This window comes from Enterobacter sp. BNK-14 (genome assembly GCF_047456095.1).
GTDB lineage: Bacteria > Pseudomonadota > Gammaproteobacteria > Enterobacterales > Enterobacteriaceae > Enterobacter > Enterobacter kobei.
In genome coordinates this window covers 4,596,125-4,618,804 of record NZ_CP179897.1, presented here as the reverse complement: position 1 = coordinate 4,618,804, position 22,680 = coordinate 4,596,125, and the positions used below count along the sequence as shown (strand labels likewise).

Genomic DNA, 22,680 nt, shown 5'->3' with positions numbered 1-22,680 from the left:
CCTCGTAAACTAATCGGTGAGATGAAGGAATGCGGCTCCGCGCATGCCTCCTGCGTCCCCGTGTCGCGCACGTTCAATACGCGGCACGCGTGCAACCGGCAATAAATGTCGGGGCAAACGCCCGGACAACTGTTCCGTAATCGCAGTGAAGTTTGACAACCCTCCCCCAATCACCAGCAGATCCGGGTCGACGATAGTGAGAATATTTCCCAGACATACCGCCAGCAGATCCAGATAGCGCTCAACGTGCTCACGCGCCTGCGCATCCCCTTGCTCCCACAAGGTAATGATTTGAGGGGCCTCAAGTTTCTGATGATAGAAGTGTTCGTAAAGCCATGCAAACCCGCGGCCGGAGAGGTAGTTCTCAATACAGCCGTGCTGACCGCAGCCGCAGCGGGTCAGCGGAAACTCACGCCCGACAATGTCCAGGGCATCCACCGGCAAGCGGATATGGCCGAACTCACCGGTGATATAGCTACGCCCGGTGATGGGCTTACCGTTGATCACGATCCCTCCGCCGACGCCCGTGCCGAGGATCAGTCCCATGACCAATGGATACTGACGGAATTCATCATCCCAGGCTTCAGAGAGCGCAAAACAGTTGGCATCGTTATCTAAACGCACGTCGCGTTCAAGGCGGGCAGAGAGATCGGCGCGCAGCGCTTTGCCGCTGGCAGCAGGTACGTTGGCGGCATACAGCGTGCCGTCGTCGGTTTCGGGCATGCCCGGAATACCAATGCCGACGCTGCCTTTGACGCCAAAGCGTTCATCTGCTTGCGCCACCAGCGCGGCAATGGCGGTTAAAAATTCGTCGTAGCTCTCGCGCGGCGTGGGAACGCGCGTTTCCCACTGCAGCCTGAGGTCTTTATCAAATACGCCGAGCGCAATCTTGGTGCCGCCAATATCAAATCCATAATACATAGTGCATTCCTCTTTTGACCTGGCGGCCCAAAAGCCGCTAGATCATGACGTAATTACTGGCCACTTAATACCCTCGCCGGATCAATTCGGCTTGCGCGACGCGCCGGATACCAGCTTGCCAGCAGACTCAGTAAAAGTGCTGTAACCAGCACATAAAAAACGTCCAGCCAGTGCAATTCAGACGGCAGGAAGTCAATAAAATAGATATCACCCGACAGGAACTGGTGACCAATAAGCTTTTCAATGCCGTTAATAATTGGCGTCAACTGCAGGGAAACCACCACGCCAATCACCACGCCACACAGGCTGCCGAACAATCCTGCCAGCAAACCGTACCAGACGAAGATGGCGCGAATAAGACCGTCTTTCGCCCCAAGCGTTCTCAGCACGGCAATGTCACCGCTCTTGTCCTTGACTGCCATCACCAGCGTCGAGACGATGTTAAAGCACGCCACACCGATCACCAGCACCATCGCCAGATACATAATCGCGCGGATCATCTGGATATCACGGTACATATACCCGTAAGTGCCGATCCAGCTTTTGATGTAAACATAGTTATTGGTCACGCTGCCCGCGTCGCGTACCAGTTTGTTGGCATTAAAGACGTCGTTCACCTTAATGGCAATGCCCGTCACGCTGTCGCCCATGTCGAGATACTGCCGCGCATCTTCCATCGGCACCATCGCAAAGCTATGGTCAAGCTGACCGCTCAGCTGAAGAATACCGGTGACGTGCAGGCGCACGCGTTTCGGCTGCTGCAATTTGTGATCGGCGCTGGCGTTCGGGATCATGATCGACACCCAGTCGCCCTGCTTCACCTTCAGGGCATCTGCAACGCCTTTGCCCATGATGATCTGCTGCTCGCCGGCCTTAAAGTTTGCCCACGCGCCGTTCTGCACATATTTCGGCAACGCGCTCAGGCGTTCTTCCTGGGCGGGGTTCACCCCTTTCACCTGGATGGCACGCAGGTTTACCCCGCTCTCCACCAGCCCGGTAAAGTTGATATAGGGCGCGGCGGCAGCGATGCCCGGGACTTTCTCTACTTTGTTGAGCGCATCGCTCCAGTGGGTCCAGGGCTGGTTAACCGGCTCGATTTCCCCGTGCGGTACCACCGCCAGAATGCGGTTATTCAGTTCGCGCTCGAAGCCGTTCATGGCGCTCAGGCCGACAATCAACACCGCCACGCCCAGCGCAATACCGATGGTCGAGATGACGGAGATGAGCGACACCATGCCGCCGCGACGGCGACCGCGGCTAAAGCGTAACCCGATGAGTAACGATAACGGTGAAGCCATTACTCCGCTCCCATCAGGGTCAGTTCTGCATTCAGATGACCGTCGCGCATTTCAAGCTGGCGCCCCATGCGTTTTGCCAGCTGCAGATCGTGGGTGACCACCAGAAACGCGGTGCCCTGCGAGGCGTTAAGTTCACCCAAAAGCTGGAAAATACTGTCCGCATTACGCGCATCCAGGTTACCGGTCGGTTCATCCGCCAGCACCAGACGCGGGTTGTTGACCAACGCACGGGCAATGGCCACGCGCTGACGTTCGCCGCCGGAAAGCTCCGATGGACGGTGATTGCCACGGTGACCCAGCCCTACTGCGTTCAGCATGTCGCTGGCGCGGGCGTTAATTTCTGCCGGTTTCTTTTTGCCAATCAGCAACGGCATCGCCACGTTTTCCAGCGCCGTGAAGTCCGGCAGCAGGTGGTGGAACTGGTAGATAAAGCCCAGCTCGCGATTACGCAGCTCGGCCTTCGCCGCTGAGGACATTTTGCTCATCGGCTGGCCGGAAAAAATCACGTCGCCGCTGGTTGGGGTATCCAGCCCGCCCAGCAGGTGCAGCAGCGTACTTTTGCCCGAGCCGGAGCTGCCGACAATCGCCATCATCTCGCCTTCGCCCACGCTGAAGCTCACATTGTGCAGCACGTCGGTCTGCACAGCGCCTTCCTGATAGCGTTTGGACAGGTTGTCGCATTGCAACAGGATCTTATTCATAACGTAAAGCCTCAGCGGGTTGAGTGGCGGCAGCGCGCCAGGAAGGATAAAGCGTCGAAAGCAGCGCAATGGCCATCGCGGCCAACGCAATACCGATAACCTGCAGCGGCTCGATAGCCACCGGCAGCGCCGCGCCATCAAGCAGCGCGCCGATGATCGGCATTAAATTATTAAGCTGGCTGGCAAGCAGAGCGCCGAGCCCCGCCCCCAGCAGCGCGCCGATAATGCCGGCGCTGGCACCCTGCACCATAAAGACCGCCATGATCTGGCGCGGCGTGAGCCCCTGGGTTTGCAGGATGGCGACCTCGCCCTGCTTTTCCATCACCATCAGACCCAGCGAGGTGATGATGTTAAAAGCGGCCACGGCCACGATCAGGCTCAACAGCAGCCCCATCATGTTTTTTTCCATACGCACGGCCTGGAACAGTTCGCCTTTACGTTCGCGCCAGTCCTGCCATTTGGTGCCGTCCGGCAGTTTTTGCTGGCTGAGGGTATCAACCTTCAGCGGCGCGTCGAGCCACAGGCGCCAGCCCGTGATGTTCCCTGCCGGGTAACGCATCAGGCGCGAAGCATCCTGAATGTTAACCAGCATCTGATAACCATCGACTTCGCTGTTGGCGGCAAAGGTACCAATTACGTTAAACAGGCGCTGGCTTGGCAGGCGCCCCATCGGCGTAAACTGACTGGCAGAGGGCACCATCACACGCAGCTGGTCGCCACGGTTGACGCCAAGCTGGCCGGCAAGCTGCTCACCCAGAATAACGTTGTATTTTCCGGCGGCCAGATCGGTCTGCTTCACGTTAACCAGGTACGGCGTCAGCGGATCGTTTTGTGCAGGGTCAATACCCAGCATGACGCCGACCGCCACGCTGCGGGCGCTTTGCAGCACCACGTCGCCAGTTGTTAACGGCGCAACGCGCGTGACACCCTGTAACTTCGCCGCGCTTTCCGGCAGCTGTTGCGGGTTCAGCGAACCGTTGGTGGAGGAGAGAACGGCCTGCGGCATCAGCCCCAGGATGTTGTTTTGCAGCTCGCGCTCGAAGCCATTCATGACGGAAAGGACCGTCACCAGTGCCATCACGCCGAGCGTAATGCCAATAGTCGAAAGCCAGGAGACAAAGCGACCGAAGCGGTCCGCGGCGCGCCCACGCATGTAACGTAAGCCTATGAAGAGTGCGACAGGTTGATACATGAAATCCGTCTGTTTGCTGATAGCAGACCCACGAGTATATAAGCGAATCCGTTAAGCGTAAATGACTGAAACCGTAAGCTTTGGTAATCATTTTTCTGAAAAATTCAGATAAATCAGCGTGCTATTGTCTGAATTGTCGCCTCGCAACCTCCACCTTTTCCGAAAAACCTCCTGATACAGACTGTTACCCGTTACATCCCGGTTTCATTTCAGAACAATTGCTCGTTCGTTTATGGCAATTTAAGGTAGTCGCGAACAATGAAGCAAAAAGCATTATGGATTAACCAGATAAAAGGGCTGTGTATCTGCCTGGTGGTTATCTATCATTCGGTCATCACCTTTTATCCGCACCTGAGCGGGCTGCAACATCCGCTATCCGGCCTTCTCGCGAAATGTTGGGTCTATTTTAATCTCTACCTCGCCCCATTCCGCATGCCGGTATTCTTCTTTATCTCCGGCTATCTGATCCGTCGTTATATCGATGAGGTGAACTGGCGAACCAGTCTCGACAAACGGATCTGGAGCATTGTCTGGGTTCTGGTCCTGTGGGGGATTCTGCAATGGCAGGCATTGACCCACCTGAATGCCTGGCTGGCGCCCGATCGTGAGCTTGCCACCTCCTCGAACGCGGCCTACGCCGATTCCCTCTCAGGATTTGTACGCGGTATGCTCACCGCCAGCACCAGCCTGTGGTATCTGTATGCTCTGGTCGTCTACTTCACGCTGTGTAAACTACTGAGCCGCTGGAAGCTACCGGTGCTCGGGCTGCTGGCACTGGCGAGCGTCGCGATCAACTTCCTGCCGTTGCCGTGGTGGGGAATGAACAGCGTAGTACGCAACATGATCTACTACAGCCTCGGAGCGTGGTATGGCGCAGAGCTGATGGCGTGGATGAAAAGTTTCAACCTGCGCCGCACGTGGCTGGCGACAGGCGCGTTCGCCGCCGTCTCCGTGGTGCTGTGGTTTGCTAACGTTCCTCTCCTGCTTTCCCTGCTGTCGATTGTGTTGATCATGAAGCTTTTCTACAGTATTGAGCAGCGTTACGCCGTGCATCCCAACAATCTGCTGAACGTGATTGGCTCCAACACCATTGCGATCTATACCACCCACCGCATCCTCATTGAGGCCTTCAGCCTGTTCCTGATTGGCGAGATGAATGCCGCATACTGGCCGGTCTGGGCAGAGCTGGGCTTAATTCTGGTCTATCCGTTTGCCAGCCTGCTTATCTGCACCCTTGCCGGGCTCGGGGTGCGCAAACTCTCCACCGCGCTGTTTGGCGATCTTTTCTTCTCTCCTCCGTCAACGCTCTCCCTGTCACCGTCCCCCCGCTAATGCCTTCTCCGCCCCCCGTTTTGGGGGCGGAAAGTCACCCCGTGCGGTTACAATTTGCTTATGTAAAACGATCGAGGATAATAAAGACATTGCGTATCAGTGATATGCCCCAATACTGTTGGTATATCCATAAGAGACTCTGACATAGCCATGCCTGAACACTATCGTTATTCCTTGCCTGTCAAAGCGGGCGACCAGCGCCAGTTGGGTGAACTTACGGGCGCGGCGTGCGCCACGCTGGTGGCAGAAATTGCTGAGCGACACCCCGGCCCGGTGGTGCTTGTTGCCCCGGATATGCAAAATGCCCTGCGCCTGCACGACGAAATCCGCCAGTTCACCGATAGCCTGGTGTTCAGCCTGGCCGACTGGGAAACGCTGCCGTATGACAGCTTCTCTCCGCATCAGGAGATCATCTCCTCGCGCCTGTCGACGCTCTACCAGTTGCCGACCATGCAGCGCGGTGTGCTGATTGTGCCGGTAAATACCCTGATGCAGCGCGTCTGTCCGCACAGCTATCTGCATGGTCATGCGCTGGTGATGAAAAAAGGCCAGCGCCTGTCCCGTGATGCCCTGCGCGAGCAGCTTGACGGTGCCGGCTATCGCCATGTCGATCAGGTGATGGAGCACGGGGAATACGCAACCCGCGGCGCGTTGCTTGACCTGTATCCCATGGGCAGCGACCAGCCGTATCGTCTCGATTTCTTCGATGATGAAATCGACAGCCTGCGCGTGTTCGACGCCGACACCCAGCGCACGCTAGAGGAAGTAGAGTCCATTAACTTACTGCCCGCGCATGAATTCCCGACGGACAAAACTGCCATCGAACTGTTCCGCAGCCAGTGGCGCGATAAGTTCGACGTGAAGCGTGATGCCGAGCATATCTATCAGCAGGTTAGCAAAGGCACGCTCCCGGCCGGGATCGAATACTGGCAGCCGTTGTTCTTTAACGAGCCGCTGCCTGCCCTGTTCAGCTACTTCCCGGCAAATACGCTGATTGTGAACACCGGCGATATCGACGCCAGCGCCAGCCGTTTCGAAAGCGAAACCCGCGCCCGCTTCGAAAACCGGGGCGTTGACCCGATGCGTCCGCTGCTGCCGCCGGAAACGCTGTGGCTGCGTACCGACGAACTCAATGCGGAGCTGAAGCGCTGGCCGCGGATCCAGCTCAAAACCGATTCGCTTGCCGATAAGGCCGCCAACACCAACCTCGCCTTCCGGACGCTGCCGGACCTGGCCGTTCAGGCGCAGCAGAAATCGCCGCTGGATAATCTGCGTAAGTTCCTGGAGTCCTTTACCGGCCCGGTGGTGTTCTCCGTTGAGAGTGAAGGCCGCCGCGAAGCACTCGGCGAGCTGCTGGGGCGAATAAAAGTTGCGCCGAAACGCATTCAGCGCCTGAGCGACGCGGCCGGAAACGGCCGTTATCTGATGATTGGTGCCGCCGAACACGGGTTTATTGATACGCTCAACAACCTGGCGCTGATTTGCGAAAGCGATCTGCTGGGTGAGCGCGTCGCGCGGCGCCGTCAGGACAGCCGTCGAACCATTAACCCGGACACGCTGATCCGTAACCTGGCCGAGCTGCATCCGGGCCAGCCCATTGTTCACCTGGAGCATGGCGTTGGGCGCTATCAGGGAATGACCACGCTGGAAGCCGGCGGCATCAAAGGTGAATATCTGATGCTGACCTACGCCAACGACGCCAAACTGTATGTTCCGGTGTCATCCCTGCATCTGATCAGCCGATACGCAGGTGGCGCGGAGGATAACGCCCCGCTGCACAAACTGGGCGGCGATGCCTGGGCTCGCGCGCGCCAGAAAGCGGCGGAGAAAGTACGCGACGTGGCGGCCGAGCTGCTGGATATCTACGCCCAGCGCGCGGCCAAAGAGGGCTTCGCCTTTAAGCATGATAAAGAGCAGTACCAGATGTTCTGCGACAGCTTCCCGTTTGAAACCACGCCGGACCAGGCCCAGGCCATCAACGCCGTACTGAGCGACATGTGCCAGCCGCTGGCGATGGACCGCTTAGTCTGCGGCGACGTCGGCTTCGGCAAAACCGAAGTGGCGATGCGCGCCGCCTTCCTGGCGGTTGAAAACAACAAGCAGGTGGCGGTGCTGGTGCCGACCACCCTGCTCGCCCAGCAGCACTTCGACAACTTCCGCGACCGTTTCGCCAACTGGCCGGTGCGCATTGAGATGCTGTCACGTTTTCGCAGCGCCAAAGAGCAGACGCAGATCCTCGAACAGGCAAGCGAAGGCAAAATCGATATTCTGATAGGTACGCACAAGCTGCTGCAAAGCGACGTGAAGTGGAAAGATTTGGGGCTGCTGATCGTCGACGAAGAGCACCGCTTCGGGGTGCGTCACAAAGAGCGGATCAAAGCGATGCGCGCCGACGTCGATATTCTGACCCTGACCGCAACGCCAATTCCGCGTACGCTGAACATGGCGATGAGCGGCATGCGCGATCTGTCGATTATCGCCACACCACCGGCGCGTCGTCTGGCGGTGAAAACCTTTGTCCGCGAGTACGATAATCTGGTGGTACGCGAGGCGATCCTGCGTGAGGTACTGCGCGGGGGCCAGGTTTATTATCTTTATAACGACGTTGAAAATATCCAGAAAGCCGCGGACAGGCTGGCCGAGCTGGTACCGGAAGCGCGTATTGCCATCGGCCACGGGCAGATGCGCGAGCGCGAGCTGGAGCGGGTGATGAACGACTTCCATCACCAGCGCTTTAACGTACTGGTGTGTACCACCATCATTGAAACCGGCATTGATATCCCGACGGCGAATACCATCATTATTGAGCGTGCGGATCACTTTGGTCTGGCGCAGCTTCATCAGCTGCGCGGTCGCGTCGGCCGTTCGCATCATCAGGCTTACGCCTGGCTGTTGACCCCGCATCCGAAAGCGATGACCACCGACGCGCAAAAGCGTCTGGAAGCCATCGCCTCGCTGGAAGACCTCGGTGCAGGCTTTGCGCTGGCCACGCACGATCTTGAGATCCGTGGTGCCGGCGAACTGCTGGGCGAGGATCAGAGCGGCTCCATGGAAACCATCGGCTTCTCGCTCTATATGGAGCTGCTGGAAAACGCGGTTGATGCCCTGAAGACCGGACGCGAGCCGTCGCTGGAAAATCTCACCAGCCAGCAGACCGAGGTCGAGTTGCGTATGCCGTCCCTGCTGCCGGATGATTTCATTCCTGATGTGAATACCCGCCTGTCATTCTACAAACGCATTGCCAGCGCGAAGAATGAAAATGAGCTGGAAGAGATCAAAGTGGAACTGATTGACCGCTTTGGCCTGCTGCCCGATGCGGCGAGAAATCTGCTGGATATCGCGCGGCTGCGCCAGCAGGCGCAGAAGCTGGGGATCCGCAAACTTGAAGGTAATGAAAAAGGCGGCGTCATTGAATTCGCCGAGAAGAACCACGTCAACCCGATGTGGCTGATTGGCCTGCTGCAAAAACAGCCGCAGTATTTCCGCCTGGATGGGCCAACCCGTCTGAAATTTACCCAGGAGCTGGCGGATCGCAAAACCCGTATGGACTGGGTGCGTAACTTTATGCGGCAGCTCGAAGAGAATGCGGTCGCGTAATCTGCCCTCCCCCCGTTAGCCAGTGCTGCCGGGGGGACAATTTACAAACTCTTTGCACTTCACCCGATCTTCCCGACACACCCTTTCGCCATAATTATCATTAACACCTTATAAAACAATAACCTTATCATTTATATGGATTATGGTGATGATGACCCCTTCGCGTTTTACCCGCTGGATAACCCTGTTTGTGCTGGCTGCCGCCGTCGCGGTTGCACTTCCCGCTCGCGCAAACACCTGGCCTCTTCCACCACCTGGCAGCAAGCTGGTCGGGGAAAACCGCTTTCATGTGGTTGAAAATAATGGCGGTTCACTGGAAGCCATTGCCAAAAAATATAACGTCGGTTTTCTGGCTCTGCTGCAGGCGAATCCCGGCGTCGATCCATATGTCCCGCGCGCGGGCAGCGTACTGACGATCCCGTTACAAACTCTCCTGCCGGATGCCCCGCGCGAGGGGATCGTCATAAACCTGGCTGAGTTACGTCTCTATTATTATCCGCCGGGTAAAAATGAAGTGACCGTCTACCCTATCGGTATCGGTCAACTGGGCGGCGACACCCTGACACCGACGATGGTGACGACCGTCTCGGATAAACGGGCGAATCCAACCTGGACGCCAACGGCCAACATTCGCGCCCGTTATAAAGCCCAGGGCATCGATCTTCCCGCGGTTGTTCCGGCTGGCCCGGATAACCCAATGGGGCACCACGCGATCCGCCTGGCGGCATACGGTGGGGTTTACCTGCTGCACGGAACGAATGCCGACTTTGGCATCGGCATGCGCGTCAGCTCCGGCTGTATTCGTCTGCGCGATGACGATATCAAAACGCTGTTCAATGTCGTTACGCCAGGGACTAAAGTGAATATTATCAATACGCCGATTAAAGTCTCTGAGGAGCCCGGTGGCGTACGACTTGTTGAGATTCACCAGCCGCTCTCAAAAAATATCGGCGACGATCCGCAGACGTTACCCATTAACCTGAATGCTGCGATGGTGAGCTTTAAAACGAATGCGAATACCGAGAGCCAGGTGATGGAACGTGCGATGGAGGCCCGGTCAGGCATGCCGACCGATGTCACCCGGCATCACGATATCGTTCAGCAGTCGATGTAAAACAGAACGTAAAACGCCCTGCTTAGCAGGGCGTTTTTTATTGCAGTGGCATAAATGAGGGTTTATGCCCGGCTTATTTGTAGATGACAGCCGTGCCGTGCAGCGTGTTAGGACCGGTCACAGAGGTGATGCGGTAGGATTTTGCACCCATTGCTTCCGCTTTTTGTGCCAGCTGATCTTCCAGTGAACCCAGGTTAGTCCCGGCAGACGCAGAGATCGTCCCGACTTTATGCTGATCGGCTGGCGTTGACTGAACTTGTACAGCAGCAAAGCTTGCGAAAGAAAGGGAACTCAGTACGGCTGCAGCGATGAGGGTTTTTACGTTTTTCATGATGTTTACCTTTGGCAGATGAATTTGGAGGTCGTTAGCGATTTAGTTAACGATCGATAGGTAAATCATAAATGTGATCCAGCTCACGCGTCAACACAATTTTATAACGAGCATTAATTAATTTTTAAAGTCGTTAATTTTCATACATATATGATTAATTTATTTTTAAGCATTCTGCACTGGTGGTGGGTTGCGTTTATTTTTATAATGGTTATTCAACAAATCAACAGAGGACCAACGGCAAATGACAACCGACGTCACGAGTTGTGCGAAGAAAAGCCGTGGCCGACCAAAAGTGTTTGACAGGGATGCAGCGCTTGATAAGGCCATGACTCTCTTCTGGCAACATGGGTATGAAGCGACCTCGCTTTCCGATCTGGTAGAAGCCACCGGCGCCAAAGCACCGACGCTCTATGCTGAATTTACCAACAAAGAGGGGCTGTTCAGGGCAGTGCTGGACCGATACATTTCGCGCTTTGCAGCGAAACACGAAGCCCAGCTGTTTTGTGAAGAGAAAAGCGTTGAACAGGCGCTACGGGATTACTTCACCGCCGTTGCCACCTGCTTCACCAGCAAAGATACGCCCGCGGGCTGCTTTATGATTAACACCTCCGCCACCCTGGCGGCAGCGTCGAAAGAGATCGCCAATACGGTGAAATCGCGTCATGCCATGCAGGAAGAGACGCTCAGCGCATTTCTGGCTCAACGCCAGCAGCGCGGTGAAATTCCCGCGCACTGTCAGCCGCAGATGCTGGCGCAGTACCTGAGCTGTATTTTGCAGGGTATGTCGATCAGCGCGCGTGAAGGCGCGACGCTGGAAAAACTGCAGAATATAACCGAAACCACACTACGCTTGTGGCCTGAACTCCTCAAAATTTGAGGTAAAAAAAAGCTCCTCAGCCTGAGCGCTTGAGGAGCTAAGTTCAGAGAACATCTTTTTTACACTTTGTTATTCAGTACCAGCTGGCCATTTCCATCCAGTGGGATTTGCGTTCCTGGGTCTTTATCCATACGGATTTTGCCCTGCTGATCGCCAATTTTGTAGGTCACGTCATAACCCAGCATTTTCTCCGACTTGTCATAGACGGTTTTACAACGCTGCTGAGTCGTGGTGTAAGTATCGTTATCCTGCATCGCACCCTGCACCTGGTTGCCGGCATAGCCGCCACCCAGCGCACCAACGACGGTCGCGACATCTTTACCCCGGCCACCGCCAAACTGGTGACCAATTACCCCACCCGCTACTGCACCCAGAACAGAGCCGGCAATACGGTTTTCATCCTGTACCGGACGACGGTGGGTCACGGAGACGTTACGGCACTCCTGACGAGGGGTTTTTACGGTTTCTTTAATGGGAGTAGCAGAAACCACCTGCGCATACTGCGGGCCGCGATCTAATACGTTGAGACTGGCAACAGCAGCCACACCTAACGCCGCTGCGACACCAATCCCTATACCCGCCAACATAGATTTATTCACGGGACTTCCTCCTTTGTTGCTATTGGTAACAATTTTGCAATGAAGCCACGGCTTCGCCAATAAGACAAAGGATCAAAAAGTGGACAATGGAGAGGGATATATCATGTTTAGGAGAACTCTTAAGCACCTAATCCATGACGGGCAGCATGATATGCTAAAAACTCCCTCCGGAGGGCCCGGAGGGAGTGAAAGATTAGTGGAGTTTAAGACGCGGACGGATGACGCGGTTGATTCTGCCCACCAGCATCATCAGACCCGTTTTGAAGTAGCCGTGCAGTGCGATCTGGTGCATACGGTACAGTGAAATATAGACAAAGCGAGCTATGCGCCCTTCTACCATCATCGAGCCACGCATCAGGTTACCCATCAGGCTACCGACGGTAGAGAAGTTGGACAGCGATACCAGAGAGCCGTGGTCTTTATAGACATACGTCTTCATCGGTTTGCCTTTGTACTGCGCCAGAATATTATGCAGCACCAGGCTTGCCATCTGGTGTGCAGCCTGAGCACGCGGCGGCACGAAGCCACCTTCAGGGCGCGCGCAGGAAGCACAGTCGCCAATCGCAAAGATTTCCGGGTCGCGCGTGGTTTGCAGCGTTGGCTCCGTCACCAGCTGGTTAATGCGGTTCGTTTCCAGACCACCGATATCTTTCATAAAATCAGGCGCTTTGATACCTGCCGCCCAGACCATCAGATCCGCTTTGATGTACTCGCCGTCTTTGGTGTGCAGACCGCCTTCGTCGGCGCTGGTCACCATCGTCTGTGTCAGCACCCGCACACCCAGTTTGGTGAGTTCATTGTGCGCCGCACCGGAGATACGCGGAGGCAGCGCCGGGAGGATGCGTTCACCGGCTTCGACCAGCGTGACGTTTAGCGCGTCGTTTGTTAACCCTTTATACCCGTAGCTGTGCAGCTGTTTCACCGCATTGTGCAGCTCAGCAGAGAGCTCTACCCCCGTTGCCCCGCCGCCGACAATGGCAATGTTAACCTTGCCATTCGCACCCATGTTATTGGTGTACTTCAGGAACAGGTTCAGCATCTCCTGATGGAAACGACGTGCCTGGTGCGGGTTATCAAGGAAGATACAGTGCTCTTTCACGCCCGGCGTGTTGAAATCGTTAGAGGTACTGCCCAGCGCCATTACCAGCGTGTCATACGCCAGTTTGCGTTCAGGAACCAGCAGCTCGCCTTTTTCATCACGCAGCTCTGCCAGGGTGATGGTTTTGCTTTCACGGTTGATATCCACCACGGAACCCAGCTGGAACTGGAAATGGTGATTGCGTGCGTGCGCCAGATAGCTCAGCGCATCCACGCCCTCATCCAGCGATCCGGTCGCCACTTCGTGCAGCAACGGTTTCCACAGGTGACTGTGGTTACGATCCACCAGCGTGATTTTGGCTTTTTTACCGCGACCCAGCTTCTTACCCAACTGTGTGGCCAGCTCCAGCCCGCCAGCACCACCGCCTACAATCACTATCTTTTTCAATGGCGTAGTCAACGTGACCCCCTCAAATTATTAACCAATTGTTAATTAAAAGTTATAAAAATAACCCTTAATTAACAACAGGTTACAGCACTGAAACCATTCAGGTGAATTGAGAATACCACGTCAGGCGCATTGGTCATACCAAAATTGATATGCATCAAGTTTTGATGGCTTAAAAGTAGACAATTCTGGACAAAAAGAAACCCGGTACGCATTAGCGACCGGGTTCCGGAGGTGACTGACTGTGGCTTAGCCCAGCGTTTTAAAGGCTTTTATGCGCTGCAGATGTGGGGAGATGTTCTTGAACTTATGGGTCTGATTCTTCATCCCAGACAATCTCATAGTAATGATGCAGAAGCTCCGCAGCCCGGTGGCTGTTGAGCGCCTCATCATTACGCGAAAGGATCACCAGACACCGGTCGCGGTTTTTATCGCGAAAATTACTGACGCACTTGGTGGCAATATCGACGTACTCTTCCGGGCGGTCAATTTTGCCTTCCATGTTCTCATTCGGGAAAAGGTTAGGATTAAATACAACCTGGCGTATGTCGCACAGAAAACCAATCCGCTCTGCCCAGTAGCCACCCAGGCCCACGCCGCAAATCAGCGGGCGATCGTCGATATTAAGCTGCAGCATCTTGTCCACTTCTTTGAGCAGATGCTGCATATCATGCTTCGGATGGCGCGTGCTGTAGCTGATCAACCGGACATCGGGATCGATAAACTGCAGCTGCAACACCTTCTCATGATTACCAGGACTGTTTGAGTCAAAACCGTGTAAATAGATGATCATTGTCTTCTCACCATGCTACGCCTTCCGGGAGGGATTACAGGCTGGCTTTGTGCGCCTGCCAGCGCTCATTCAGGTCTTCAAGCCGGGCGTTGACCGTCTTCCAGCGCGCCGAATCCATCAGCTCCTGACGGCTAAATGAACCTTTATGATACAATTGTGTAACACGCTCTGCATTGATCGGCGACAGGTTATCCAGCACGCTAACAGCCCCTTTACGATTATTGCAGACCAGGATCATATCGCAACCTGCGTCCAGCGACGCCTGACCGCGTTCTGCATAGCTGCCCATAATTGCCGCCCCTTCCATCGACAAATCGTCGGAGAAAATCACGCCATTGAAACCCAGCTCCTGGCGCAATACGGTTTTCAGCCAGTGCGGAGAGCCACTGGCCGGCCGCGGGTCGACGTCGCTGTAAATCACGTGGGCAGGCATGATAGCGTCAAGTTTGTTATCGGTGATAAGTGAACGGAACACCGACATATCTTTGGCACGAATTTCCGCTTCCGGGCGCGGATCGCGCGGGGTCTCTTTATGGGAATCCGCCGTCACGGCTCCGTGGCCCGGGAAGTGTTTGCCGGTGGTTTTCATACCTGCATCGTGCATCCCGTCGATAAATCGGGTCGCCATTGCCAGCGCAATACGCGGATCTTCATGGTATGAGCGCTCACCAATCGCGGCGCTGATATGGCCCACATCAAGTACCGGGGCAAAACTGATGTCGATATCCATGGCTATCATCTCGCAGGCCATCAGCCAGCCCGCTTCCTGCGCCAGTTTGCCCCCCTCTTCCGTACCGAGCAGCGCGGCGAAAGACTGGGCAGCCGGCAGATGGGTGAAACCGTCGCGAAAACGCTGCACGCGCCCGCCTTCCTGATCGACGGCCACCACCAGATGGTTACGCGACGCGGCGCGGATCTGACGCACCAGCTCGCGCAGCTGCGCTGGATCGTGATAGTTGCGGGTAAACAGGATCAGGCCGCCCACCAGCGGATGCGCCAGAATTTCACGCTCCTCCGCATCCAGCTCAAACCCTTCAACATTCAACATGACTGGACCCACACTCACCTCTCTTATCCTTTCGTTTGTAACTGACGCCAGGCATCGTTTGCCAGCGCAATAAATTGTTTATCTCTGGACTGCTGAAGGCGCATTTCAAACCAGCCCGCCATCAGCATAATGACCCAGGGTCGCCAGCGTCTCACCTGACGAGCCAGCGCGTCGGCGTCAATATGCGCTACTCTGGCATACTCTCTGATGAGCGTCAGCCGCGCGGCGTCACTTTCCGTCCAGACCGCGGCCAACTCCAGCGCCACATCGCCGTCTCCGGCATATTCCCAGTCAATAAGTCTGGCTCCACCTGACGTATGCACAATGTTCCCGGCGTGCACATCCATATGTAACGGTGAGAGCCGAATCGGTTGCGGCTCGCCCGCTTTACGCAGCCGTTTGAGATGCGCAAGCCAGACAGGAGTACGTCTTTTCGGGGAGGCTTGCTGCCAGTAGTGCTCAAGCAGCGGAAGTAACGCGATTCGCCACCCCAGACGCTGTTGCTGGTGCAGATGATACAGCATCGCCGCGAGCTCCGGGGTGTCCGGCAGCGCGCTTTTCACCTCGCCCTCAAGATAGTCGACGGCCATCCAGCCCTGTCGGAAAAAACGGGATTCCGGCACGAGATCCGACGGAAGACGTCTGAGGGCACGAAACTGACGACGAAAATGGAAAGCGGGCGCGAAGGGATCGTGATTATGCCGTAAGACCAGACGGTGCGCACCCTGCTCCAGAATACAACTCGCGCCGCCAAGCCCGGAGTGGGCCTGCGGCGCGATAAGGCGGTACTGCGGAAAATAGCGCGTCAGGATCGCATCACGCGTGCTGTCATTGTTGCGTAACCGCACCTTTACCTGACCAGATAATTTCGCCTGTCTGAACCAGCATCAGCTGCATCTGCAGGGCTGGGGTATTCACGTTGCCGGTCGCATTAGAGTACAGCACATACTGGGCGCCAACGTTGCGGGCAATCCCAATCGCCTTGCTGCGGGTGCCGAGGCTATCCTGCGGCGACAGGCCGAGTTGCTGTTTGGCCACCCCGAGCTGCTGAGCAGAGACCAGCGTAAACTTGCCGTTGTTCGCCAGGGCATTGCGCAGGGTTTCCGTCGCTTCGCCCGCGTTCAGCGAACCGTTAGTACGGTTGTTAACGCTGTCGACCAGCAGCACGCCGCCTGGCGTCACGCCCTGTGCCTGCAGCATTTTACCGACCATCGGTTGCATTGCACCGTTCCAGTCATAATGGCGCACGCGCGGCGTAGGCTGTGACGTCTGGTCCGGGTGCTCAATTGGACCAGGCTGTGACGGAATGGACGGTACAGACGGCACGGTTGGCTGTGGCTCCGTTGGCGTTGTCGGCTGCTCAGTACCCGGTTTAGCCTCTTCTACAGGTGCAGGCTGTTCAGTACGGGTCACACACCCTGCCAGAAACAGAGCGAAAGCTGTCACGAGCGCATAACGGCTCAAATTTTTAATCAAAGTTCACCCCTTACAGATAAAGATAAAGTCTTACCTTATGTGCACCCAAATAGCTGGCGCTGTCATAGATCGTTACCGACGACCTCGCCGGAAGGGTGACGCTGCGCGGCGCCTCCAGCGGATGCATTTCAAGACCTCTTACGTCATACCAGAAAAAACGGTAGTGGACCGTCACGGGTTCATTTCGTTCGTTAAAGAGCGCAGAGGAGGCTGAAGACTTAATTTCACTGACGGTTAACGCGGGCTGTTGCGCCGTAATACCCGCCGCCAGCACGGAGGACTCCATCACCAGCGTCTGTTCATCGCTCACGGGGATCGCCGGGCGCGTGCTGCATCCCACAATCATCATCGTCATTACCAGCGCTGCAATACGCCCTTTAAACATGTCAAAGACCTTTGTGTGCCAGCATCGGCCCCAGAGGACGTCCACCCAGCAGATGCATGTGAATATGATAAACTTCCTGGCCGCCATGACGATTACAGTTCATGATCAGACGGTAACCGTCTTCCGCTATGCCTTCCTGCTCGGCAATTTTCGCCGCCACCGTCAGCATACGACCTAACGCCACTTCGTGCTCGGTTTTTACGTCATTTACGGTCGGAATCAGAATATTGGGAATGATAAGGACGTGTGTCGGTGCCTGGGGGGAAATGTCCCGGAAAGCCGTCACCAGTTCATCCTGATAGACGATATCCGAGGGGATTTCGCGACGGATAATTTTACTGAAAATCGTTTCTTCAGCCATGACCTTTTCCTTTTTTGTTAAATCTGGCGTGGTGCGTCCGCTGATAACACACTCTCGGGAAGACTGTGTGACACAATCCAAGAGTATGAGCGAGTTTCTCCTGTCCTTTCAACCTTCTCCCCCGAATTCTTTCCTGAATCTTCATCAGCTGAATGAAGAGTGACCGCTCAGGCGTATTCACTGGCTGAAACATTATTTCAGTTCCGCTCGACACATCTGTTTACAGCATTAATGGCAATGCGTATATTTCGCATTTGCATTTTCATGCGCATTTTTAACATAGAAAACGACGTCAGACCGCGATCGCGGGACTGATGCTACCAACCTTCACCGTTCTTAAGGGTTTGATCATGTCTTTCAATCATCATACCAGGGATGGGCAACGTCAGCCTGTCGCAACGCCTTCGTTGCTGGCAGCCTGTATTGCTATGGCATTGATGCCAGCCGTGAGTTTTGCCGCCTCCACAGACGAAGATACCGTTGTGGTTGATGGCAGTTTCGATAACGCGCCTGCCTTGTCCGACGGGCAGGATCGGGACTACAGCGTCAAGACCACCACCACCGGGACCAAACTGCTCCTCGTGCCTCGCGATATTCCGCAGTCCGTCAGCGTCATCAGCCAGCAGCGCATGGCGGATCAAAACCTGCAGTCTATCGGCCAGGTGTTAACTAATACCACTGGCGTGACGGCGCAGGTTCAGGACAGCGACCGTACCGTATTTTACTCACGCGGATTCTTCGTGAGTAACTATGCGTACGATGACCTGCCGACCTCCATCAGCGAAGTGTGGAACTTCGGCGATACTGCCGCCGATACCGCGATTTATGACCGTATCGAAGTGGTACGCGGCGCAACCGGCCTGATGTCCGGGACGGGAAACCCGGCGGCCTATGTCAATATGGTGCGCAAACATGCAGACAGCAATGAATTCAAAGGTAATGTCAGTGCCAGCTACGGTAGCTGGGATAAACAGCGCTACGTGCTGGATCTGCAGGCGCCGCTGGTGGAGTCCGGCAAGATACGCGGCCGCCTGATTACGGGCTATCAGGATAACGACAGCTTTGTTGATAACTACCACTACCGTAAGAAATTCCTCTACGGCGTGGTGGATGCGGATGTGACCGACAGCACGACCCTTTCTGTCGGCTATGAATACCAGGAAAGCAACACCGAGGATCCGACCTGGGGCGGATTGCCAACCTGGAACAGCGACGGGAGTAAAACCCATTACGATCGTAGCCAGACCGTAGCGCCAAAGTGGGCATATTCGGATAAAGACAACACCCGCATTTTCGCCAACCTGACTCAGCGCTTTGACAACGGCTGGGAAGCCCACATCAACGGCATGCATGCTGATACGAATTTCGACAGCAAACTGATGTATATGTCCGGCTATCCCGATCAAGCGACCGGTGCAGGCATGGTGGGCTATGGTGGCTGGAACAAAGGCGAGCGCAAACAGGATGCGGTTGATGCCTTCCTGCGCGGCGGATTCGATCTCTTTGGCCGTCAGCACGAAATGATGTTTGGCGGCAGCTTCAGCCGCCAGCGCAACCATTATGACAATAGGATGCCGGATGCGTTATACGGCATGATCGACGTGGGTAATTTCAAAAACTGGAACGGGGATATTGCCGATCCTCAGTGGACGCCATGGAAGCTCTACAGCCAGGACGACATCCGTCAGTCATCGGCCTATACCTCCGCCCGCTTCTCGCTTGCCGATCCGCTGCACCTGATCCTCGGGGCGCGCTATACCAACTATAACATTCGCTATAACCCGGCGGGCTCTCCGGACACCCGTCTGGAAAGTACCAAAGATGACGTCACGCCTTACGCGGGCCTGGTCTACGACATTAATGAAGACTGGTCGACTTACGTCAGCTATACCTCAATCTTCCAGCCTCAGGACAAGCGTAATGCCAGTGGTCGTTACCTCGACCCAACCACGGGTAAAAGCTATGAAGCCGGTGTGAAAGCGGACTGGTTCAATACCCGCCTGACCACCTCGCTGGCAATTTTCCGCATTGAACAGGATAACGTGGCGAGCAACACTTATACCTACATGCCGAGCGGTGAATCCATTTATGAATCGCTGGACGGTGTGGTGAGTAAAGGGATTGAGTTCGAGCTTAACGGCGCGCTGACGGATAACTGGCAGCTAACGTTCGGCGCAACCCGCTACATTGCTGAAGATAAAAACGGCAACGCAGTCAGCTCCGATCAGCCGCGCACAACCATGAAGCTGTTTACCCGTTATCAACTGCCAATGCTGCCAGAACTGACCGTGGGCGGTGGCGTAAACTGGCAGAATAAGGTGTGGACGGATGTAGACGGCGGCCCGGCGGGACAATCCCGCGCAGAGCAAGGCAGTTACGGGCTGGTTAACCTGTTCAGCCGTTATCAGGTCACCAAAGAGTTTGCCGTCCAGGCTAACGTCAACAACCTGTTTGACAAAGAGTATTACGATTACGTCGGCTCTTATGTGGTTTATGGCGCACCGTTGAACGTCTCGGTGAGCGCGAGCTACGACTTCTGAGTGTTTAGCCGGGTGGCGGCTGCGCCTTACCCGGCACAACAAACCGCAGCAATAAAAAAGGCAGCCATTCGGCTGCCTTAGTCTCCCCTGCTCACAGCTTAGCTGTTGCGGATGTACTCATCCATTTCGGTTTTCAGGTTATCGGATTTAGTACCGAAGATTGCCTGAACACCAGAACCTGCAACAACCACGCCCGCTGCGCCCAGTTTTTTCAGACCCGGCTGGTCTACTTTCGCAACATCGGCAACGCTCACACGCAGACGAGTGATACACGCGTCCAGGTTAGTGATGTTCTCTTTGCCACCGAACGCTGCAACCAGGGCCGGAGCCATTTCGCTGGTCACACCTGCTTTGCTGTCTTCAGTTGCATCTTCACGGCCTGGGGTTTTCAGGTCCAGTGCTTTGATCAGCACGCGGAAGATGGTGTAGTAGACAACGGCATAGCACGCACCCACGATTGGGAACAGCCACAGTTTGCTGCTGTTACCGGACAGAACGATAAAGTCGATCAGACCGTGAGAGAAGGACGTACCGTCACGCATACCCAGCAGGATACAGATTGGGAACGCCAGACCCGCCAGAATCGCGTGGATAACGTACAGAATCGGCGCAACGAACATGAAGGAGAACTCGATCGGCTCGGTGATACCGGTCAGGAACGAGGTCAGCGCTGCGGAGATCATGATACCGCCCACTTTTGCACGGTTCTCTGGTTTAGCAGAGTGCCAGATTGCAATCGCAGCAGCCGGCAGGCCGTACATTTTGAACAGGAAGCCACCAGACAGTTTGCCTGCAGTTGGATCACCTGCCATGTAACGTGGGATATCACCGTGGAATACCTGGCCCGCTGCGTTGGTGAATTCACCAATTTGCATCTGGAATGGAACGTTCCAGATGTGGTGCAGACCGAATGGCACCAGGCAACGCTCGATGAAGCCGTAGATACCAAACGCCACAACCGGGTTCTGGTAAGCAGCCCACTGAGAGAAGGTCTGGATCGCGGAACCGATTGGTGGCCAGATGAAGGACAGGATCACGCCAGTGAAAATCGCTGCCAGACCAGAGATGATCGGAACGAAACGCTTGCCCGCGAAGAAGCCCAGATACTCAGGCAGCTTGATGCGATAGAAGCGGTTAAACATATACGCTGCAATCGCACCGGAGATGATACCGCCCAGAACACCGGTGTCTGCCAGGTGTTTCGCGGCAATCTCTTCTGCCGGTAAATGCAGAACCAGAGGCGCAACCACAGCCATGGTTTTCACCATGATGCCGTAGGCAACCACTGCAGCCAGCGCAGAAACGCCGTCGTTATTGGTGAAGCCCAGCGCCACACCAATCGCGAAGATCAGAGGCATGTTAGCAAAGACGGAACCGCCTGCTTCGGCCATCACATGGGAAACTACGGCTGGCAGCCAGCTGAAGTTTGCAGAACCGACACCCAGCAGGATACCTGCGATAGGCAGTACGGATACTGGCAGCATCAGCGATTTACCGACCTTTTGCAGGTTAGCAAATGCATTCTTAAACATAATTGAGAGTGCTCCTGAGTATTTGTGCTTTTTTTACGCTTTCACGCATTGGCCCGGGGGGAGTACCGTGCCGTGGACAGGACATCTAAGCGCCCTTTATTTATTACACAGAGTAAAATAATTCCCTCTGGGATTGTTTGACGGCTATCACGTTTCAGCTTAAGACGGACGAAAAACTTGCAGTTATTTACAAAAAGCATGTCTGGATGTGTCTAAATACATCCTCACCGCCCCAAATGAGGCGGTGAACTTTACTCGTTTTGTTTATTAATTACGAGCCTAAAAAAAACAGGTGTATCAGACAGATTGCAGGCGGGCGGGGTCGATATGGAACAGCGCAGAGAAGTTTTCCGTCGTGACGCGGGCCAGCTCTTCGATGCTGACGCCTTTAAGCACGGCCATGTATTCCGCAACGTCTCGCGTCATGGCTGGCTGGTTCTCTTTCCCGCGATGCGGTACCGGTGCCAGATACGGAGAGTCTGTTTCTACCAGAATGCGGTCGAGCGGAACATAACGCGCAGCATCACGCAGCTGCTCTGCATTACGGAACGTCACGATCCCGGAAAACGAAATATAAAACCCTAGATCAAGCAGTTTACCCGCCGTTTCTCTGTCTTCTGTGAAACAGTGTAGTACGCCACCGCAATCCGTCACCTTTTCTTCCTGGAGGATCGCCAGCGTATCGGCGCGTGCATCACGGGTATGCACGATGACCGGTTTGTTCAGCTCGCGGCCAATGCGGATATGGTTGCGGAAGGATTCCTGCTGGCGCGGTTTCGTTTCCGGCGTGTAAAAATAGTCCAGCCCGGTTTCACCCATCGCCACGACGCCCTCTTCCGCAGCCAGTCGGCGTAACTCATCAACATCGTACGCTTCATCCTGGTTCAGCGGATGCACGCCGCAGGAGAACACCACGTTATCGCGAACGCCCACCAGCTCACGCATGGCGCGGTACCCCGGCAACGTCGTCGCCACGGCAAGACAAAATTTCACATCGCGGGCAGCGGCTTTTGCCAGCACGTCATCCACGTCATTGTGAAGGGATTGATAATCCAGGCCATCAAGATGGCAGTGTGAGTCGACTAAAAACATAA

At 55.4% G+C, this 22,680-nt stretch carries 19 protein-coding genes and 1 pseudogene; 5 read left to right on the top strand and 15 right to left on the bottom strand.

Annotation, left to right across the window (positions count from 1 at the left end; translation table 11 throughout):
* Positions 1–9 precede the first annotated feature (9 nt).
* Genes nagK through lolC form a run of 4 tightly spaced genes read right to left on the bottom strand, consistent with a single transcriptional unit; the run spans position 10 to position 4,112 of the window.
* Complete coding sequence (gene nagK / locus ACMGGM_RS21890; RefSeq protein WP_014883408.1) at positions 10–921, bottom strand: N-acetylglucosamine kinase; 912 nt, start codon at positions 919–921, stop codon at positions 10–12.
* Between the two features lie 53 nt (positions 922–974).
* Positions 975–2,219 carry a lipoprotein-releasing ABC transporter permease subunit LolE gene (gene lolE, locus ACMGGM_RS21885; protein WP_014883407.1) on the bottom strand — a complete coding sequence of 415 codons (1,245 nt, stop codon included), beginning with the start codon at positions 2,217–2,219 and terminating at the stop codon, positions 975–977.
* Positions 2,219–2,920 carry a lipoprotein-releasing ABC transporter ATP-binding protein LolD gene (gene lolD, locus ACMGGM_RS21880; protein ID WP_023332716.1) on the bottom strand — a complete coding sequence of 234 codons (702 nt, stop codon included), beginning with the start codon at positions 2,918–2,920 and terminating at the stop codon, positions 2,219–2,221. Before lolD ends, lolE begins: the two co-directional genes overlap by 1 nt.
* Positions 2,913–4,112 (bottom strand): lipoprotein-releasing ABC transporter permease subunit LolC, encoded by a 1,200-nt coding sequence (gene lolC, locus ACMGGM_RS21875; RefSeq protein WP_014883405.1) that lies wholly within the window; start codon positions 4,110–4,112, stop codon positions 2,913–2,915. Before lolC ends, lolD begins: the two co-directional genes overlap by 8 nt.
* A 258-nt stretch (positions 4,113–4,370) precedes the next feature.
* On the opposite strand from lolC, the gene ACMGGM_RS21870 reads away from it, so the two are divergent.
* The 3 genes from ACMGGM_RS21870 to ldtC all read left to right on the top strand — a co-directional run bounded on the left by ACMGGM_RS21870 (position 4,371) and on the right by ldtC (position 10,155).
* Positions 4,371–5,444: an acyltransferase family protein gene (locus ACMGGM_RS21870; RefSeq protein WP_014883404.1), complete on the top strand. Its 1,074-nt coding sequence runs from the start codon at positions 4,371–4,373 to the stop codon at positions 5,442–5,444.
* A gap of 150 nt (positions 5,445–5,594) precedes the next feature.
* Positions 5,595–9,041: a transcription-repair coupling factor gene (gene mfd, locus ACMGGM_RS21865; RefSeq protein WP_063613953.1), complete on the top strand. Its 3,447-nt coding sequence runs from the start codon at positions 5,595–5,597 to the stop codon at positions 9,039–9,041.
* 148 nt (positions 9,042–9,189) lie between these two features.
* On the top strand, positions 9,190–10,155 hold the full coding sequence (gene ldtC, locus ACMGGM_RS21860; RefSeq protein WP_063613952.1) for a L,D-transpeptidase LdtC: 966 nt from the start codon (positions 9,190–9,192) through the stop codon (positions 10,153–10,155).
* A gap of 73 nt (positions 10,156–10,228) precedes the next feature.
* Here ldtC and bhsA read toward each other — a convergent pair whose 3' ends face one another.
* Positions 10,229–10,486 carry a multiple stress resistance protein BhsA gene (gene bhsA / locus ACMGGM_RS21855; RefSeq protein ID WP_023332711.1) on the bottom strand — a complete coding sequence of 86 codons (258 nt, stop codon included), beginning with the start codon at positions 10,484–10,486 and terminating at the stop codon, positions 10,229–10,231.
* Positions 10,487–10,730: 244 nt separating this feature from the next.
* Between bhsA and comR the strand changes: the two genes are divergently transcribed.
* Positions 10,731–11,366: a TetR family copper-responsive transcriptional repressor ComR gene (gene comR, locus ACMGGM_RS21850; RefSeq protein ID WP_014883400.1), complete on the top strand. Its 636-nt coding sequence runs from the start codon at positions 10,731–10,733 to the stop codon at positions 11,364–11,366.
* A 59-nt stretch (positions 11,367–11,425) separates the two neighbouring features.
* Here comR and ACMGGM_RS21845 read toward each other — a convergent pair whose 3' ends face one another.
* From ACMGGM_RS21845 to hinT, 8 genes and pseudogenes are all read right to left on the bottom strand, one after another.
* Positions 11,426–11,965: a glycine zipper 2TM domain-containing protein gene (locus tag ACMGGM_RS21845; RefSeq protein ID WP_008500779.1), complete on the bottom strand. Its 540-nt coding sequence runs from the start codon at positions 11,963–11,965 to the stop codon at positions 11,426–11,428.
* A gap of 193 nt (positions 11,966–12,158) precedes the next feature.
* The gene (locus tag ACMGGM_RS21840) at positions 12,159–13,463 is read right to left on the bottom strand and encodes an NAD(P)/FAD-dependent oxidoreductase (RefSeq protein WP_023337096.1); all 1,305 of its coding nucleotides are present in this window, start codon (positions 13,461–13,463) and stop codon (positions 12,159–12,161) included.
* Between the two features lie 237 nt (positions 13,464–13,700).
* Positions 13,701–14,244 (bottom strand): annotated as a pseudogene (gene ycfP, locus ACMGGM_RS21835) (alpha/beta hydrolase YcfP).
* A gap of 34 nt (positions 14,245–14,278) precedes the next feature.
* The gene (gene nagZ, locus ACMGGM_RS21830) at positions 14,279–15,304 is read right to left on the bottom strand and encodes a beta-N-acetylhexosaminidase (RefSeq protein WP_063943325.1); all 1,026 of its coding nucleotides are present in this window, start codon (positions 15,302–15,304) and stop codon (positions 14,279–14,281) included.
* Between the two features lie 11 nt (positions 15,305–15,315).
* Positions 15,316–16,140, bottom strand: a complete 825-nt coding sequence (gene thiK, locus ACMGGM_RS21825; RefSeq protein ID WP_414149079.1) for a thiamine kinase — start codon at positions 16,138–16,140, stop codon at positions 15,316–15,318.
* Positions 16,121–16,768, bottom strand: coding sequence for a penicillin-binding protein activator LpoB (lpoB, locus tag ACMGGM_RS21820; RefSeq protein WP_063943008.1), 648 nt, complete (start codon positions 16,766–16,768; stop codon positions 16,121–16,123). The genes thiK and lpoB overlap by 20 nt, the downstream gene beginning before the upstream one ends.
* 10 nt (positions 16,769–16,778) lie before the next feature.
* Positions 16,779–17,153, bottom strand: a complete 375-nt coding sequence (locus ACMGGM_RS21815; RefSeq protein WP_023332707.1) for a YcfL family protein — start codon at positions 17,151–17,153, stop codon at positions 16,779–16,781.
* Position 17,154: 1 nt separating this feature from the next.
* A complete protein-coding gene (gene hinT, locus ACMGGM_RS21810; RefSeq protein ID WP_008500786.1) occupies positions 17,155–17,514 on the bottom strand; it encodes a purine nucleoside phosphoramidase in 360 nt (119 codons plus the stop codon).
* Between the two features lie 350 nt (positions 17,515–17,864).
* On the opposite strand from hinT, the gene fhuE reads away from it, so the two are divergent.
* Positions 17,865–20,054, top strand: coding sequence for a ferric-rhodotorulic acid/ferric-coprogen receptor FhuE (fhuE, locus tag ACMGGM_RS21805; protein WP_063943006.1), 2,190 nt, complete (start codon positions 17,865–17,867; stop codon positions 20,052–20,054).
* 98 nt (positions 20,055–20,152) lie between these two features.
* Here fhuE and ptsG read toward each other — a convergent pair whose 3' ends face one another.
* Together ptsG and ACMGGM_RS21795 are read right to left on the bottom strand one after the other, a co-directional pair.
* Entirely contained in the window at positions 20,153–21,586 is a 1,434-nt protein-coding gene (ptsG, locus tag ACMGGM_RS21800; protein WP_014883391.1) for a PTS glucose transporter subunit IIBC, read from the bottom strand.
* Between the two features lie 297 nt (positions 21,587–21,883).
* Positions 21,884–22,678, bottom strand: coding sequence for a metal-dependent hydrolase (locus ACMGGM_RS21795; RefSeq protein WP_023332705.1), 795 nt, complete (start codon positions 22,676–22,678; stop codon positions 21,884–21,886).
* Positions 22,679–22,680 lie beyond the last annotated feature (2 nt).